Source organism: Duganella guangzhouensis (genome assembly GCF_009674535.1).
Lineage (GTDB): Bacteria > Pseudomonadota > Gammaproteobacteria > Burkholderiales > Burkholderiaceae_D > Rugamonas > Rugamonas guangzhouensis.
This window is the reverse complement of record NZ_WKJK01000008.1, coordinates 142,844-158,982: the sequence shown is the minus strand read 5'-3', so window position 1 is coordinate 158,982 and position 16,139 is coordinate 142,844. Positions and strand designations below refer to the sequence as shown.

At 63.0% G+C, this 16,139-nt stretch carries 14 protein-coding genes; all 14 read left to right on the top strand.

Going from position 1 to position 16,139, the window contains the following annotated elements; all coding sequences use genetic code 11:
• The first annotated feature begins 111 nt into the window (after positions 1–111).
• Genes mraZ through ftsA form a run of 14 tightly spaced genes read left to right on the top strand, consistent with a single transcriptional unit; the run spans position 112 to position 16,051 of the window.
• On the top strand, positions 112–540 hold the full coding sequence (gene mraZ / locus GJ699_RS16690; protein ID WP_371867579.1) for a division/cell wall cluster transcriptional repressor MraZ: 429 nt from the start codon (positions 112–114) through the stop codon (positions 538–540).
• 11 nt (positions 541–551) lie between these two features.
• On the top strand, positions 552–1,514 hold the full coding sequence (gene rsmH / locus GJ699_RS16685) for a 16S rRNA (cytosine(1402)-N(4))-methyltransferase RsmH (protein WP_154378224.1): 963 nt from the start codon (positions 552–554) through the stop codon (positions 1,512–1,514).
• Positions 1,511–1,786 carry a cell division protein FtsL gene (gene ftsL / locus GJ699_RS16680; RefSeq protein ID WP_154378222.1) on the top strand — a complete coding sequence of 92 codons (276 nt, stop codon included), beginning with the start codon at positions 1,511–1,513 and terminating at the stop codon, positions 1,784–1,786. The genes rsmH and ftsL overlap by 4 nt, the downstream gene beginning before the upstream one ends.
• On the top strand, positions 1,783–3,558 hold the full coding sequence (locus GJ699_RS16675) for a peptidoglycan D,D-transpeptidase FtsI family protein (RefSeq protein ID WP_154378219.1): 1,776 nt from the start codon (positions 1,783–1,785) through the stop codon (positions 3,556–3,558). The genes ftsL and GJ699_RS16675 overlap by 4 nt, the downstream gene beginning before the upstream one ends.
• Positions 3,559–3,578: 20 nt before the next feature.
• The gene (locus GJ699_RS16670; RefSeq protein ID WP_154378607.1) at positions 3,579–5,126 is read left to right on the top strand and encodes a UDP-N-acetylmuramoyl-L-alanyl-D-glutamate--2,6-diaminopimelate ligase; all 1,548 of its coding nucleotides are present in this window, start codon (positions 3,579–3,581) and stop codon (positions 5,124–5,126) included.
• Positions 5,126–6,511, top strand: a complete 1,386-nt coding sequence (locus GJ699_RS16665) for a UDP-N-acetylmuramoyl-tripeptide--D-alanyl-D-alanine ligase (RefSeq protein WP_154378217.1) — start codon at positions 5,126–5,128, stop codon at positions 6,509–6,511. The genes GJ699_RS16670 and GJ699_RS16665 overlap by 1 nt, the downstream gene beginning before the upstream one ends.
• A 2-nt stretch (positions 6,512–6,513) precedes the next feature.
• Positions 6,514–7,683 carry a phospho-N-acetylmuramoyl-pentapeptide-transferase gene (gene mraY, locus GJ699_RS16660; RefSeq protein WP_154378215.1) on the top strand — a complete coding sequence of 390 codons (1,170 nt, stop codon included), beginning with the start codon at positions 6,514–6,516 and terminating at the stop codon, positions 7,681–7,683.
• Positions 7,683–9,356, top strand: a complete 1,674-nt coding sequence (gene murD / locus GJ699_RS16655; protein ID WP_154378213.1) for a UDP-N-acetylmuramoyl-L-alanine--D-glutamate ligase — start codon at positions 7,683–7,685, stop codon at positions 9,354–9,356. Before mraY ends, murD begins: the two co-directional genes overlap by 1 nt.
• The gene (ftsW, locus tag GJ699_RS16650; RefSeq protein ID WP_154378211.1) at positions 9,357–10,577 is read left to right on the top strand and encodes a putative lipid II flippase FtsW; all 1,221 of its coding nucleotides are present in this window, start codon (positions 9,357–9,359) and stop codon (positions 10,575–10,577) included.
• Entirely contained in the window at positions 10,574–11,641 is a 1,068-nt protein-coding gene (gene murG / locus GJ699_RS16645; protein WP_154378209.1) for an undecaprenyldiphospho-muramoylpentapeptide beta-N-acetylglucosaminyltransferase, read from the top strand. The genes ftsW and murG overlap by 4 nt, the downstream gene beginning before the upstream one ends.
• The gene (murC, locus tag GJ699_RS16640) at positions 11,638–13,029 is read left to right on the top strand and encodes a UDP-N-acetylmuramate--L-alanine ligase (protein ID WP_154378207.1); all 1,392 of its coding nucleotides are present in this window, start codon (positions 11,638–11,640) and stop codon (positions 13,027–13,029) included. The genes murG and murC overlap by 4 nt, the downstream gene beginning before the upstream one ends.
• Before the next feature lie 3 nt (positions 13,030–13,032).
• Complete coding sequence (locus GJ699_RS16635) at positions 13,033–13,992, top strand: D-alanine--D-alanine ligase (RefSeq protein WP_371867578.1); 960 nt, start codon at positions 13,033–13,035, stop codon at positions 13,990–13,992.
• Positions 13,993–13,999: 7 nt separating this feature from the next.
• Entirely contained in the window at positions 14,000–14,803 is an 804-nt protein-coding gene (locus tag GJ699_RS16630; RefSeq protein ID WP_154378205.1) for a cell division protein FtsQ/DivIB, read from the top strand.
• A 15-nt stretch (positions 14,804–14,818) separates the two neighbouring features.
• Complete coding sequence (ftsA, locus tag GJ699_RS16625) at positions 14,819–16,051, top strand: cell division protein FtsA (RefSeq protein WP_135200696.1); 1,233 nt, start codon at positions 14,819–14,821, stop codon at positions 16,049–16,051.
• Positions 16,052–16,139 lie beyond the last annotated feature (88 nt).

Genomic DNA, 16,139 nt, shown 5'->3' with positions numbered 1-16,139 from the left:
GAAAAAGTGTCTTTTTGTGGGAAATTTTGCCTGACTTAGCGGACAGGGAAGATTACAGCGAACAGTCATCGTTTCATGCTCCGCTAACTACTGAGGTCTAAAGGTAATCACGTGTTTCAAGGCGCGTCCGCAATCAATCTCGATGCCAAAGGCAGGATGTCCATCCCTGCCAAGCACCGTGACGCGCTGTCGATCCAGTGTGAAGGCCGCCTCACCCTGACGCGCCATCCCGACGGCTGCGTCATGCTGTTCCCCCGTCCTGTGTGGGAGCAACACCGTCAACAAATCTCCGCATGGCCCATGCAAGCGCGCGCCTGGCAGCGCATTTTCCTCGGTTACGCCACCGACGTGGAAATGGACACCGCCGGCCGCATCCTCATTTCGCCCGAACTCCGCGCCGCTGTTGGCCTGGACAAGGAGGTGATGATGATGGGCATGGGCTCGCACTTCGAGATCTGGGACGCCGCCAAAATGGCGGAAAAAGAGCTGCAGGCTCTCGAAGCCGGCACCCCCGATGTACTCGCTAATTTCTCTTTCTAAGGCTCCGTCAAATGAACACGACAACGGTGCCTGAATTCCAGCATCGCACGGTGCTGTTAGACGAAGCGGTGGATGCGCTGGCGCTGGATGGCGCGCGCGCCAACGGCGTATTCGTCGACGGTACTTTCGGTCGCGGCGGCCATTCGCGTTTGATCCTGTCCAAACTGGGCCCGAAGGCGCGCCTGATCGCCTTCGACAAGGATCCGCAAGCCATCGCCACCGCCGAACAAATCAAGGACCCACGCTTCACCATCGTCCACGACAGCTTTGCCACCATGCGCGAGGCGCTGGCGGCCAACGGCGTGGACAAGGTCGACGGCATTCTGCTCGACCTGGGTATCTCGTCGCCGCAAGTGGACGACGCCGCGCGCGGCTTCAGTTTCCGTAACGACGGCCCGCTCGACATGCGCATGGACACCACGCGCGGCATGTCGGCGGCGGAGTGGCTCGCCACAGAAAACGAACAGACACTGGAAAAGGTGATAAAGGAATATGGGGAAGAACGGTTTGCTTTTCAGATTGCAAAGGCGATTGTTGCTCGCAGGGCAGTCGAGCCAATTTCAAGCACACGACAGCTTGCCGGTATCGTGGCAGGCGCGGTCAAAACACGCGAAAAGGGCAAGGATCCGGCAACCCGCACATTTCAGGCTATCCGGATTTTCATCAATAAAGAGCTTGAAGACCTTGAAGTCGGTCTGACGCGCGCGTATGACAGCCTGGCGCCCGGCGCCATCATGGCCATCATCAGCTTCCACTCGCTGGAAGACCGCATGGTGAAGCGCTTCTTCGCGTCGAAAGCGAATGTGGAGCAGCCGGACCGCCGCCTGCCGATTCGCGCGGTCGACCTGCCGCAGCCGGAACTGAAGCTGCTGGCCAAGATGAAGCCTTCCGACCAGGAGGTGGATGACAACCCGCGCGCCCGTTCGGCGGTGATGCGGGTGGCGCGCCGCCTGCCGATTCCGGAGGGCGCATGAGCGGCAAGGTCAATCTGGTGCTGACCATGCTGCTGGTCGCATGCGGCCTGTCGCTGGTGAACGCCCAGTACCAGGCGCGCCATCTGTTCATTGAGCTGGAACGCGCGCAGTCGCAGGCGCGCCAGCTGGACATCGAATGGGCGCAGCTGCAGCTGGATCAATCGACGCTGGGCAAGCACGCCCGCATCGAGGAGATCGCGCGCCGTGACCTGAATATGACGCCGCTGACTGCGGCACGTACCCAATACCTGACGCCGGAGCAAGCCAAATGAGCCGCGGCAGCAATGTGAACACCTCACGCGTGGCCGCCTCCAAAGGCGTGGCCTTCTCGAAGAGCCCAGTATTGGCGGTGCGTCTGCCAACCTGGCGTTCGCGCGTGGTGCTGTTCGTATTGTTTGCCGCTTTCGCCGCGCTGGCCGGCCGCGCCCTGTGGCTGCAAGGCTTGTCGACCCAGTTCCTGCAGAAGCAGGGCGAGATCCGTTACGCGCGCACGCTGGAACTGCCGGCCACGCGCGGCAAGATCACTGACCGCGATGGCCAGGTGCTGGCGTCGTCGGTGCCGGTCAAAGCCATCTGGGCGATCCCGGATGATGTGCAGGAAGCGCCGCCGGCCAAGCTGAAACAGCTGGCCAGGCTGCTCGACATGAGCGACGCCGAGCTGCAGAAAAAACTCGACTCCGACCGCAACTTCGTCTACCTGAAACGCCAGGTCGAGCAGGACGTGGCCGACCAGATCACCAAGCTGGGAATCGAAGGCATCCAGACCCGCAAGGAATACAAGCGCTTCTACCCGCAGGGCGAGGTGACCACCCACGTGGTGGGCTTCACCAACGTGGAAGACCAGGGCCAGGAATCGATGGAACTGGCGCAGCAGAAAACGCTGCAGGGCATCACCGGCAGCCGCCGCGTCATCAAGGACCGCCTGGGCCGCATCGTGGAAGATATCGAGTCGGTGCGCGAGCCGCACGACGGCAAGGATCTGACGCTGTCGATCGACAGCAAAATCCAGTACATCGCCTTCACCCAGGTCAAGGACGCGGTGGAGAAGTTCCACGCCAAGGCCGGTGCCGCCGTGGTGCTGGACGTGCACACCGGCGAAGTGCTGGCGCTGGCCAACTGGCCAACCTACAATCCCAACGACCGCTCCAAGCTGACCGGCGAACAGCTGCGCAACCGCGTGATGACCGACACCTTCGAGCCGGGTTCGTCGCTGAAGCCGTTCACGGTGGCGCTGGCGCTGGATGAAAAACGCGTCACGCCGCACACCATGTTCGACACTGGTCCCGGCTATATGGTGATCGCTGACAAAGTGATTCACGATACGCATCCGCACTACCTGATCGACGTCCAGACCATCATCCAGAAGTCGTCCAACATCGGCACGTCGAAGATCGCGCTGGGCATGCCGGCCGAGGATATGTGGGAGATGTTCACCAAAGTCGGCTTCGGCCAGCAGCCGAAGTGGGGCTTCCCCGGCGCGGTGGCGGGCCGCGTGCGTCCTTATAAATCCTGGCGTCCGATCGAGCAGGCCAATATGAGTTTCGGCCAGGGTATCTCGGTCTCACTGATTCAGCTGGCGCGCGCCTACACCATCTTCGCCCGCAACGGCGACATCATTCCGCTGTCGTTCCAGAAGCTGAACGAGGCGCCGCACGGCACCCAGGTGGTATCGCCGAAGACCGCCGCCGATATGCGCGAAATGCTGGAGATGGTGACGCAGCCGGGCGGCTCCGCCGTTAAGGCCCAGGTGCCGGGCTACCGCGTCGGCGGCAAGACCGGTACCGCGCAGAAGTTCCTGAACGGTCACTACTCGCAAACCAAATATATCGGTAACTTCGTCGGCATGGCGCCGATGTCGGACCCACGCTTCATCATCGCCGTCATGATCGACGAACCGGGTGGTCCGGTGCACGTCGGCGGCGACGTGGCCGGTCCGGTGTTTTCCGCGCTGGCGGCGCAGGCGCTGCGCGCCAAGAACGTGGCGCCGGACTCGGACCTGACCCATATCATCATTCCTGAATCAGCAGCACAGGGGAACATGTGACGACTTCTACTTTCGACCCGATGGCCGATTCTGCCACGATCGCAGCCGCGATCCGCAAGCTGGCGCCGACCGCGCACCTGGCTTCGGATTCGCGCCGCATCAAGCTGGGCGATGTGTTCTTTGCTTATCCTGGCGACGCCGGCGATGGGCGTAACTTTATTGAAGGCGCCATCGAGCAGGGTGCCGCGCTGGTGGTGCTCGACCCGGCCGGCTTTACCTGGAACGACAAGTGGGCCGTGCCTTATCTGACGGTCGCTGAATTGAAGAAGCACGCCGGCTTCATCGCCCACGCTTACTACAACCAGCCGGATGGCGCGATGTATACTGCGGCCGTCACCGGCACTAACGGCAAGACCTCCAGCGCCGTGTGGCTGGGCCAGGCGCTGTCGCGCGGCGGCGAGCCGGCGGCGGTGATCGGCACGCTGGGCGTGGGCGTGTTCCGTCCGCGCGGCGATGTGGAATACGACGTCACCGGCTACACCACGCCGGACGCGGTGCTGCTGGCGCGCTCGCTGGCGGACCTGCGCGACAAGGGCGCGAGCTCGCTGGCGATCGAAGCCTCGTCGATCGGCCTGGAACAGGGCCGCCTGTCGGGCATGCATTTCGACGTCGCGCTGTTCACCAATCTGACCCGCGATCACCTCGACTATCACGGCACCATGGAAGCCTACGAGGCGGCCAAGCTCAAGCTGTTCGACTGGCCGGGCCTGAAATCGGCGGTGGTCAATCTGGACGATCCGGCCGGCGTGCGCATCATCGATCATCTGAAAGCCAAGCCGGTGCTGCCAGCCGGCGACCTGCCGCTGATCGGCTACACGCTGCACGACACTACCGCGCGTCCGGACATCGACGGCGTGACGATACTGCGCGCCAGCCAGCTGCGCAGCGGCCGTGGTGGCGGCACTGAATTCCATCTGGAGTGCCCGCTGGGCGTGGCGCAGGTGCGCACGCATCTGGTGGGTGGCTTCAACATCAGCAACGCGCTGGGCGTGATGGGCGCGCTGCTGGCGAAAGGCCTGGGCCTGCGCGCCGCCATCGAGGCGGTGGAAGCGCTGCAACCAGCGCCGGGCCGCATGCAGCAGGTTGGCGGCCAGGATGCGCCGCTGATCGTGATCGACTACGCGCATACGCCGGACGCGCTGGAGAAAACCCTGGCCGCGCTGCGTCCGGTGGCCAATGATCGTGGCGGCCAACTGTGGTGCGTGTTTGGCTGCGGTGGCGATCGCGATCCGGGCAAGCGTCCGCAGATGGGCAAGATCGCGCAGGCGGCCGACCATGTGGTGGTCACCAGCGACAATCCGCGCAGCGAAGATCCGCATTCGATCATCGAACAGATTTTGGCCGGCATGGACCAGAACAATCCGGCATCGACGGTGCAGGCGCTGGACGACCGCGCCGGTGCCATCCTGTCCGCGATCAAGCATGCGGCCAAGCCGGACGTGATACTGCTGGCCGGTAAAGGCCACGAGCCATACCAGGAAATCAAGGGCAAGAAACTGCCATTCTCGGACGCCGATCACGCCCAGCTGGCGCTGTCGGCACGTTTAACCATGATGAGGACGAATTAATGCGTGCAGCAGTCGCACAAATTCTGCCTTCTCTGACCGGCGCACGCTTAGTGAACGCCGGCGATGTTGCTTTTGACGGCGTGTCGACCGACAGCCGTAGCGTATCCGCAGGTGCTTTGTTCGTCGCTCTGCGCGGCGAAGTATTCGACGCTCACAACTTCCTGTCGCAAGTGGCGGAGAAGGGTGTGGCGGCGGTGGTGGTGGAAGAGCTTCCGGAGGGTTGGACCCTGCCAGCCATCGTTGTGCCGAACACCTTGGCGGCGTTGGGCCAGATCGCTAACTGGTGGCGCCGGCAGTTCGACATGCCGGTGATCGGCGTCACCGGCAGCAACGGCAAGACCACGGTGAAAGAAATGATCGCCGCGATTCTGGCCGCCGCCCACGGTGAGGAAGGCCGCCTGGCCACGCGCGGCAACCTGAATAACGAAATCGGCGTGCCGCTCACGTTGTTCCGCATGGACGCGCAACAGCAAGCCGCCGTGATCGAGATGGGCATGAACCATCCGGGCGAAATCGGCCGTCTGGCCGCCATCGCCGGCGCCGATATCGCCATGGTCAACAACGCCCAGCGCGAGCATCAGGAATTCATGCACACGGTGGAAGCGGTGGCGCGCGAGAACGGCGCGGTGTTGTCAGCGCTGCCGACCGACGGCGTGGCGGTGTTCCCGTATGGCGATGAGTTCACGCCGGTGTGGGAAGAACTGTCGGCCGGTCGTCGTCTGCTGCGCTTCGGCTTCACCAAGGATGCTGAAGTGAGCTGCACCTTCCGCGCCAATGACTTTGGCAGCGAGGTGTTCTTCACCATCAGCGAGAGTGAGGCCGACGTGCGCCAGTTCTTCGTGCGCCTGCTGGCTGCGGGTGAGCACAATGTGCGCAATGCGCTGGCGGCGGTGGCCTGTACTTACGCTGCAGGCGTATCGCTGGAAAAAATCAAACTCGGACTGGATACGTTTGCTCCGGTCAGCGGCCGCCTGCAGAAAAAGGCGGCGGCCAACGGCGCGGTGGTCATCGATGACACCTACAACGCCAATCCGGATTCGGTGCGCGCCGCCATCGACGTACTGTCCAACGCCGCCGCGCCACGCGTGCTGGTACTGGGCGACATGGGCGAAGTCGGCACGCAGGGACGCGAGTTCCACGAGGAAGTTGGCGCGTATGCGCAAGAAAAAGGCATCGAAACGGTGCTGGTAACCGGCGAACTGGCTGCGCATATCCACGGCGCGAAGGTTCGTCATTTTGAGAATTTTGGCGATTTGCTGTCCGCGGTGGATGCGGCGGTGTCGCCTGATGCAACGGTTTTAATCAAGGGCTCCCGTTTCATGAAGATGGAGCGGGTCGTGCAGCATTTGATTGGGTCGCAACAAGCTAACAAGGAAAGTCACTAATCATGCTGCTCTGGCTCGCACAACTCTTCCAGCAGGACGTCGGGTTACTCCGGGTCTTCAACTTCATCACCTTCCGCGCGGTGTTCGCCACCGCGACTGCGCTGTTTATCGGTCTGGCCGCTGGTCCGGCAGTGATCCGCAAGCTGACCGCGATGAAGGTCGGCCAGGCGGTGCGTACCGATGGTCCGCAGACCCATCTGAAAAAACACGGCACGCCGACCATGGGCGGGGTGCTGATTTTGCTGTCGATCGCGATTTCGACGCTGCTGTGGTGCGATCTGTCGAACCGTCTGATTTGGCCGGTGCTGATTGTGACGCTGGGCTTTGGCGCCGTGGGCTGGGCAGATGACTACCGCAAGGTGGTGTACAAGGATCCGGAAGGCATGCGATCGCGCGAGAAGTATTTCTGGCAGTCGCTGGTGGGTATCGCGGCCGCGCTGTATCTGGCGTTTTCGGTGTCGGCGCCGAATACCGGCAAGGTGTTCGAGTTGTTCTTCGCCTGGGTGCAGTCGGGCTTCTCGCTGGATCTGCCGCCGAAGGCTGACCTGATCGTCCCGTTCTTCAAGACCATCAGCTATCCGCTGGGTGTGTGGGGCTTCATCGCGCTGACCTATTGTGTCATCGTGGGTTCGTCCAACGCCGTTAACTTCACGGACGGTCTGGATGGTCTGGCCATCATGCCGACGATTATGGTGGGTTCGGCGCTGGGCCTGTTCGCTTATCTGACCGGTAGCGTGACGTATTCGAAGTATCTGTTCATTCCGCATATTCCTGGCGCGGGCGAGCTGATTATTTTCTGCGGCGCGCTGGCGGGTGCTGGTCTGGCCTTCCTGTGGTTTAACACCCATCCGGCGCAGGTGTTCATGGGCGACGTGGGCGCGTTGGCGCTGGGCGGTGCGCTGGGGACCATCGCGGTGATCGTGCGTCAGGAGATTGTGTTGTTCATCATGGGCGGTATCTTCGTTGCGGAGACGGTGTCGGTGATGATTCAGGTGAGCTGGTTCAAGTACACCAAGAAGCGTTATGGCACCGGCCGTCGCGTGTTCCTGATGGCGCCACTGCATCACCACTTTGAGCAAAAAGGTTGGAAAGAGACCCAGGTCGTTGTCCGCTTCTGGATTGTGACGATGATTCTGGTACTGGTTGGTCTGTCGACGTTGAAACTGCGCTGATGATTTACGAAGGCAAAAACGCACTGGTATTAGGGCTGGGGGAATCCGGCCTGGCGATGGCGCTGTGGCTGGCCCGCAGCGGCGCGCGCGTGCGCGTGGCCGATACGCGTGAGTCGCCGGACCGCTTGCCAGCGTTGCGCGCAGCCGTGCCTGACGTTGAATTCGTCGCCGGCCCGTTTGGCGCCGCGCTGCTGGATGGCGTGGACTTTGTGACCGTCAGTCCTGGCCTGGCACCTGGGCGTGAGCTGGCAGAGATTGCGCCGGCCGCCGCCGCCGCTGGTATTGAAGTGTGGGGCGAGATTGAGCTGTTCGCGCAGGCGCTGGAAGCGCTGAAGGCGGAACGCGGCTACGCGCCGAAGATCATCGCCATCACCGGCACCAACGGCAAGACCACGGTGACCACGTTGGTCGGCCAGCTGTGCGAACGCGCCGGCAAGACCGTGCGCGTGGCCGGCAACATCAGTCCGGCCGCGCTTGACGTCCTGCGCGAAGTGCTCGACGCCGCCGGCCCCGCGCCCGCAGCGGCACCCGCCGCCGATGCAGCCGCACCCGCCGCCACTGATGCCGCTGCACTGGCCGCCGCCACCGCGCAGGCCGGAGAGGCCGTCGCGCAGCCTGCCGCCGCCCCGACCGCCGCATCGCCATCGGCTCTGCCGGACATCTGGGTGCTCGAACTCTCGTCGTTCCAACTGCAGACCACCTTCACGCTGGAAGCCGACGCGGCGACTGTGCTGAACGTCACCCAGGACCACCTCGACTGGCACGGCGACATGCCATCCTACGCCGCCGCCAAGCACCGGATCTTCGCCGCCAACACGGTCCGCGTGCTGAACCGCGACGACGCCACCACCATGCGCATGGCCAGCGCCACCGGCACCAACGTCACCTTCGGCACCGACGCGCCCACCCTGCGCGACGACCTTGGCCTGAACAACGAACGCGGCGTGCTGTGGCTCGCCACCGCCATCCCGGCCGAGGAAGAGGGCGAACCGAAGAAACGCAAAAAGAACGACCCGCCACCACCACCGGTGGAGTGCATCGTCAAAAACCTGATGCCCGCCGACGCGCTGCAAATTCGCGGCATCCACAATGCCGCCAACGCGCTGGCCGCGCTGGCGTTGTGCCGCGCCATCGACCTGCCGCTGGCGCCACTGCTGCACGGCCTGCGCGAATATCGCGGCCAGCCGCACCGCGTGGAACTGGTCGGCGCCATCAACGACGTTGAATACTACGACGACAGCAAAGGCACCAACGTCGGCGCCACCGTGGCCGCGCTGAATGGCCTGGGCAAAGCCTTCGCTGGCGATAACCAGCGCCTGCTGGTCATCCTCGGTGGCGACGGCAAGGGCCAGGACTTCGCGCCGCTGGCAGAACCAATGCAACGCTACGCCCGCGCCGCACTGCTGATCGGCCGCGATGCCGCACAAATCCGCGCCGCGTTGGAGCTGGCCGCGCGCGAGCAGGGCGCGCTGCTGCCGTACGAACTGGAAGACTGCGGCACCGACCTGCCGCAAGCCGTCAAGCGCGCCAGCGAACTGGCGCAAGCCGGCGATGCCGTACTGCTGTCGCCAGCTTGCGCCAGCATGGACATGTTCAAGAACTACGCGCATCGCGCCCAGGTGTTCATCGACACCGTGCGCGACATCGCGCTCGACGCTGGACAGGAGATCTAAATGCCGCTCCAGCTGCCATTCCGCTTTGGTTCCAAGTCGGCTGAAACGCCGCTGGAGAGCCGCGCGCGGCAGTCCAAGATGATGGAGTACGACCAGCCGCTGGTCTGGGTCACCCTGTTGCTGATGCTGCTGGGGATGGTGATGGTGTACTCGGCCTCGATTTCGCTGCCGGACTCGCCCAAGTTCGCCAACTACGTGCGCTGGCAGAACACTTACTTCCTGCAGCGCCAGGCTATGTTCATCGCGGTCTCGCTGGTGGTTGGCCTGTTCGTGTTCCGCATCCGCGTGGCCGACCTGCAGAAAGCCGCGCCGTATCTATTCATCGGCACACTGGTGCTGCTGGTGCTGGTGCTCATCCCCGGCATCGGCGTGGTGGTCAACGGTGGCCGCCGCTGGCTGTCACTCAAAGTATTCAACGTGCAGCCGTCCGAATTGATGAAGGTGGTGGCGGTGCTGTACGCCGCCGACTACACCGTGCGCAAGCAGGAATACATGCACAAGCTGACCAAGGGCTTCATGCCGATGGCGGCGGCGGTCGGCTTCGTCGGCCTGTTGCTGCTGCTGGAGCCAGACCTTGGCGCATTCGGCGTGATCGTCTGCATCGCCATGGGCATCCTGTTCCTGGGCGGGATCAACGCCATCTGGTTCGGCGGCATCGGCGCGGTGCTGGTGGTGATCTTCGGCTCCATCATCGCGCTGTCCAAATTCCGCCGCGAGCGCTATTTCGCTTACCTGAATCCGTGGGAAGAAGACAATGCGCTGAACAAGGCATACCAGCTGACGCACTCGCTGATCGCTTTCGGGCGCGGCGAGATTTTTGGCGTTGGGCTGGGCGGCAGCGTGGAAAAACTGCACTACCTGCCGGAAGCGCATACCGACTTCCTGCTGGCGGTGATCGGTGAAGAACTGGGCCTGGCCGGCGTGCTGGTGGTGATCGCGCTGTTCTACTGGATCATCAAGCGCGCCTTCGACATCGGCCGCCAGGCCATCGCCATCGACCAGACCTTTGCCGGCCTCACCGCCAAAGGCATCGGCATCTGGATCGGTGTGCAGACGTTTATCAATATGGGTGTGAACCTGGGCTTACTGCCAACCAAGGGCTTGACCCTGCCGCTGATGAGCTATGGCGGCACGGGCGTTGTGATTAACTGCATCGGACTCGCGATTCTGCTCCGGATCGACTACGAGAACCGGGTACTGATGCGTGGTGGCAGACTATGAAACGATTAATGATTATGGCGGCCGGTACGGGCGGTCATATTTTCCCTGGCCTGGCGATCGCGCAAACCATGCGCGCGCGGGGCTGGGAAGTGAGCTGGCTGGGTACCTCCACCGGCATGGAGCAGGATTTGGTGCCGAAACACGGCATCAGCATGGACAGCATCAATTTCACCGGCATGCGTGGCAAGGGCTTGAAGCACACGCTGGGCGGCGCCTTCAAGATGGTGAAGGCGTTTGCCGACTGCTTCAGCTTCATCGGCCACCGCAAGCCGGACGTGGTGATGGGCATGGGCGGTTATGTCACCGTGCCGGGCGGCCTGATGTCGCGCCTGCGCGGCACGCCGCTGGTGCTGGTGAACGCCGACGCGGCGCTGCTGCTGTCGAATAAAACGCTGGTGCCGTTCGCGGGCCGCGTGTGCTTTGGCTTCCCGGCCAATTTCGGTAGCGCGGCCGGCAAGGCGGTTGTCACCGGTAATCCGGTGCGCAAGGAGATTCTGGAGATGGCGTCACCGGCACAGCGTTTCGCCGGCCGCGAAGGTCCGCTGCGCATTCTGGTGGTGGGCGGCAGCCTGGGTGCGAAAGCACTGAACGACAGCCTGCCGGCGGCGTTGGCGCTGATCCCCGAGGCACAGCGTCCGCTGGTGACGCACCAATCGGGCAAGAAGAATATCGATGCGCTGCGCGCGGCGTATCAGCAGGCCGGTGTGACGGCCAACGTGGTCGACTTCATCGACGACATGGCGGCCGCCTATAGCGCCGCCGATCTGGTGATCTGCCGTGCCGGCGCGATCACGGTGTCCGAACTGACGGCGGCTGGCGTGGCCAGCGTGCTGGTGCCGTTCGTGGCATCGACCACCAGCCACCAGCGCGACAACGCGCAGTGGATGGCGAAACAAAAAGCGGCGATACACATGCCGCAAACGGAATTGAGCGCGCAAGCAGTTGCGACGCTGTTGGAAACGCTGACCCGCGCATCGTGCCTGGCCATGGCCAACGCCGCGCGCGACGTCGGCAAGCGCGATTCGAATGAAGCAATCGCTAAAGTTTTGGAAGAACTGGCATGAAACATAAGGTACAGAACATACACTTCGTCGGCATCGGCGGCAGCGGCATGAGCGGCATCGCGGAAGTGCTGCTGACGCTGGGCTACAACGTGTCCGGCTCGGACCTGGGCAGCAATGCTGTCACCCAGCGTCTGGCCGACATGGGCGCGACCGTGTATCAGGGCCACGCGGCGGAAAACATCGGCAAGGCCGATGCTGTCGTGACCTCGACCGCTGTACAGCAGGACAATCCTGAAGTTATAGCAGCACGCGGCCGCAAGGTTCCTATCGTCCCACGCGCCGTGATGCTGGGCGAGTTGATGCGCCTGAAGCGCGGCATCGCCATCGCCGGCACCCACGGCAAAACCACCACCACCAGCCTGGTGGCATCGGTGCTGGCGCAGGGCGGTCTCGATCCAACCTTCGTCATCGGCGGCCGTCTGACCGCGGCTGGCGCCAACGCCAAGCTGGGCACCGGCGAATATCTGGTGGCGGAAGCTGACGAATCCGACGCCTCGTTCCTGAATCTGACGCCGATGATCGAAGTGATTACGAACATCGACGCCGATCACATGGAAACCTACGAGCACGATTTCGAAAAGCTGAAACAGGCGTTCGTCCACTTCACGCACCGCCTGCCGTTCTACGGCCGCGCCATGCTGTGCATCGACGATCAACATGTGCGCGCGATTCTGCCGCACGTGACCAAGCCGGTCACCACCTACGGCTTTGCCGAAGACGCCGAAGTGCGCGCCGTGAACGCGCGCGCGGTCGGCACAGAAATGCATTTCACCGTCAAGCAGGAAGGCTATCCGGATCTGGACGTGGTACTGAACCAGCCCGGCCTGCACAACGTGCAGAACGCCTGCTCCGCTGTCGCCATCGCGCGCGAGATCGGCATCGAAGACTCGGCCACGCAGGCCGGCCTGGCCGGTTTTGCCGGCGTTGGCCGCCGCTTCACCAAGTACGGCAATGTGGCGATTCCAGGCGGTGGCACCTTCACGCTGGTGGACGACTTCGGCCATCACCCGCTGGAAATGGAAGTGACCATGGCCGCCGCGCGCGCCGCCTATCCTGGCCGCCGCCTGGTGCTGGCGTTCCAGCCGCACCGCTACAGCCGCACGCGCGACCTGTTCGAAGACTTCGTCAAAGTGCTCGGCACGCCGGACGTTCTGGTGCTGGGCGAGGTGTATGCTGCCGGCGAAGCGCCGGTGGTGGCTGCCGACGGCCGCGCACTGGCGCACGCATTGCGCGCACGCGGCAAGACGGAACCGATTTTTGTTGAGGCCATCGGCGATATGCCGGAGACCATCATGGGCGTGGTGCGCGACGGCGACGTCGTAATGACCATGGGCGCAGGCTCGATCAGCGGCGTCCCGGCCAAACTGACTAATTATCCGAAGGTCTGAATCGTGAGCACTTTGAATCCACAAGACGTGAAAGCATTCGGCAAGGTCGGCGTGCTGTTCGGCGGCCGCTCGGCGGAACGTGAAGTGTCGAATATGTCCGGCAGCGGCGTGCTGGCCGCGCTGCAAAGCAAGGGCATCGACGCCCACGCCTTCGATCCGGGCCAACGCTCGCTGGCCGAACTGGCGGCGGAAAAATTTGACCGCGTGTTCATCGCGCTGCATGGCCGCTTCGGCGAAGACGGCAGCCTGCAGGGCGCGCTGGAACTGCTGGGTATTCCGTACACCGGTAGCGGCGTGATGGCCAGCTCGGTGGGCATGGACAAGATCACCACCAAGATCGTGTGGCTGGCGGCCGGTCTGCCGACCCCGCGCTACGCGGTGCTGAACGCGCAATCGGATCTGGCGGCCACCGCCGCCGATCTGGGCCTGCCGTTGATCGTCAAGCCGCCGCATGAAGGTTCGACCATCGGCATCACCAAGGTCAGCGAAGCCGGCGCATTCAAGGCGGCCTACGACACCGCCGCCGCACTGGATGACTCGGTGCTGGCCGAGGAATTCGTCACCGGCCGCGAGTTCACCATCGCCATCCTGGGCAGCGGCGCCGGCGCGCGCGCGCTGCCGATCGTGGAGATCGTGGCGCCAGAGGGCAATTACGATTATCAGAATAAGTACTTCACCGACGACACCCAGTATTTCTGCCCGGCCGCGCTGCCTGAAGCGCTGGCGGCGGAGATGCAGCGCATCGCGGTGGCAGCTTATCGCGAACTGGGTTGCGAAGGGTGGGGCCGGGTCGACGTGCTGTTGCGCGAGCGTGACCAGAAGCCGTTCCTGCTGGAGGTAAATACCTCGCCGGGCATGACCAGTCATTCGCTGGTGCCGATGGCGGCGCGCGCGGAAGGCATGAGTTACGAAGACCTGTGCGTGGAGATCCTGCGCACGGCGCGTTTGAAGATGAAGGGTTAAGTGGTAGATGTGGCATGACGCGAAAGCTCTGAATGCCACCGCCAGCGGGATCTTTGCGCTGACGGTATTGGCATGTATCGCGTCCGGCGTGTGGTGGGTGTCGCAGCGACCGATGTTCAACCTGCGCACCATTCGGATTGAGACGATAGGCAGTGAAGAAGAACTGAAGCACGTGAATCACCTGACGCTGCGTAATAACACGCTGGGACGGATCAAGGGCAATTTCTTCACGACGAACCTGGACGCGGTACGCCAGGCGTTTGAAACGGTGCCCTGGGTACGCCGCGCCACGGTGCGTCGCGAATGGCCGGACCAGTTGATTGTGGCGCTGGAAGAGTACGAGGTGCTGGGCACCTGGGGCGAGGATGGCAAGCTGCTGTCGACCAAGGGCGAGTCGTTCACCGCCAACCTGGCCGAGGCGGAAGAGGACCACGCGCTGCCGGAGTTCGATGGCCCGGATGGCAGCGAGAAGGAAGTGCTGTCGCGTTACGACGAGCTGCGCGCGTGGTTTGCGCCGCTCAAGCTGGTGCCGCAGGCACTGTCGCTGTCCGGTCGCTATGCGTGGACGGTGAAGCTGGACAATGGAATGAGCGTGGCGCTGGGACGGGAACAGACCAGCACCACATTGAAGGAAAGGGTGGACCGCCTGGTGGGGATTTATCCGCAACTGGTGGAGCATCTGCCCGATATAGACACGATAGACATGCGGTACCAGAACGGTTTGGCGTTGAGCGCGCAGGGACTCAAGATTCCTGCGGATGGGGCGAAACCTAAATCATTAGTGAAGAAACCGGACACCAAGCATAACTGAGCAGGCAGAAAATAAATGACTAAAGACGCGAAAAACCTGATCGTCGGCCTCGATATCGGCACCTCGAAAGTGGTGGCTGTGGTGGCCGAGGTGATGGGCGATGGACGCCACGAAGTGATTGGCCTGGGCCAGCACGAATCGCGAGGTCTGAAAAAAGGCGTGGTGGTCAACATCGAAGCGACTGTTGAATCGATACAGCGCGCGCTGGAAGAAGCGGAGCTGATGGCGGACTGCAAAATCCGCAATGTCTACGCGGGCATTGCCGGCAGCCATATCCGCAGCTTCAACTCGAGCGGCATGGTGGCCATCAAGGATAAGGAAGTGACGGCGACCGACGTAGCGCGCGTCATTGAAACGGCAAAGGCGGTTAACATTCCGACCGATCAGCAACTGCTGCACACGGTGCCGCAAGAGTTCATCGTCGACAGCCAGGAAGATGTGCGCGAGCCGATCGGCATGAGCGGCATCCGGCTGGAAGTGAAGGTGCACATCGTGACCGGCGCGGTGTCGGCGGTGCAGAACATCGTCAAGTGCGTGCGCCGCTGCGGCCTGGAAGTGTCGGACCTGATCCTGCAGCCGATGGCTTCGGCCGACGCGGTGCTGACCGGCGACGAAAAAGAACTGGGCGTGGTGCTGATCGACATCGGCGGTGGTACCACTGACGTCGCGGTGTTCTCGGATGGCGCGATCCGTCACACCGCCGTGATCCCGATCGCCGGCGACCAGATCACCAACGATATCGCGATGGCGCTGCGCACGCCGACCACCGAGGCGGAAGAGATCAAGATCCGTTACGGCGTGGCCAAGCAGGTGCTGGCCGATCCGGGTGAGTCGCTGGAAGTGCCGGGCCTGGGCGATCGCGGCCCGCGCAATCTGTCGCGTCAGGCGCTGGCGGCGGTGATCGAGCCGCGCGTGGAAGAGTTGTTCGCGATGGTGCACCAGGTGGTGCGCGAATCGGGTTACGAGGGGGTGCTGTCGTCGGGGATCGTGCTGACCGGCGGTACCTCCATCATGCCGGGCATGGTCGAAATGGCGGAGGACATCTTCCTCAAGCCGGCGCGCCTGGGCACTCCGGATTACCGTGGCCAGTTGGCCGACGTGGTGCGCAGCCCGCGCTACGCGACCGTGCTTGGCCTGTTGTTGGAAGCGAAAAAGCAGTACCTGCGTGGCCACATCGTCACGCGGCAAGATGGATCAGTGAAGGCAGTCTGGCAGCGCATGAAGGAATGGTTCCTCGGGAATTTCTGAGGCGAGAACGAAGCAAGCACGAAGCACAAAATTTTTTATATAAAACCGCAGTTTTCAACCTCCAGTTCTCCTACAATTATGAGGACTG

What these genes read in the sequence shown, in the direction of transcription:
- rsmH (WP_154378224.1), top strand. Translation starts at nt 552, where the DNA reads ATGAACACGACAACGGTGCCTGAATTCCAGCATCGCACGGTGCTGTTA.
- ftsL (WP_154378222.1), top strand. Translation starts at nt 1,511, where the DNA reads ATGAGCGGCAAGGTCAATCTGGTGCTGACCATGCTGCTGGTCGCATGC.
- GJ699_RS16675 (WP_154378219.1), top strand. Translation starts at nt 1,783, where the DNA reads ATGAGCCGCGGCAGCAATGTGAACACCTCACGCGTGGCCGCCTCCAAA.
- GJ699_RS16670 (WP_154378607.1), top strand. Translation starts at nt 3,579, where the DNA reads ATGGCCGATTCTGCCACGATCGCAGCCGCGATCCGCAAGCTGGCGCCG.
- GJ699_RS16665 (WP_154378217.1), top strand. Translation starts at nt 5,126, where the DNA reads ATGCGTGCAGCAGTCGCACAAATTCTGCCTTCTCTGACCGGCGCACGC.
- mraY (WP_154378215.1), top strand. Translation starts at nt 6,514, where the DNA reads ATGCTGCTCTGGCTCGCACAACTCTTCCAGCAGGACGTCGGGTTACTC.
- murD (WP_154378213.1), top strand. Translation starts at nt 7,683, where the DNA reads ATGATTTACGAAGGCAAAAACGCACTGGTATTAGGGCTGGGGGAATCC.
- ftsW (WP_154378211.1), top strand. Translation starts at nt 9,357, where the DNA reads ATGCCGCTCCAGCTGCCATTCCGCTTTGGTTCCAAGTCGGCTGAAACG.
- murG (WP_154378209.1), top strand. Translation starts at nt 10,574, where the DNA reads ATGAAACGATTAATGATTATGGCGGCCGGTACGGGCGGTCATATTTTC.
- murC (WP_154378207.1), top strand. Translation starts at nt 11,638, where the DNA reads ATGAAACATAAGGTACAGAACATACACTTCGTCGGCATCGGCGGCAGC.
- GJ699_RS16630 (WP_154378205.1), top strand. Translation starts at nt 14,000, where the DNA reads ATGTGGCATGACGCGAAAGCTCTGAATGCCACCGCCAGCGGGATCTTT.
- ftsA (WP_135200696.1), top strand. Translation starts at nt 14,819, where the DNA reads ATGACTAAAGACGCGAAAAACCTGATCGTCGGCCTCGATATCGGCACC.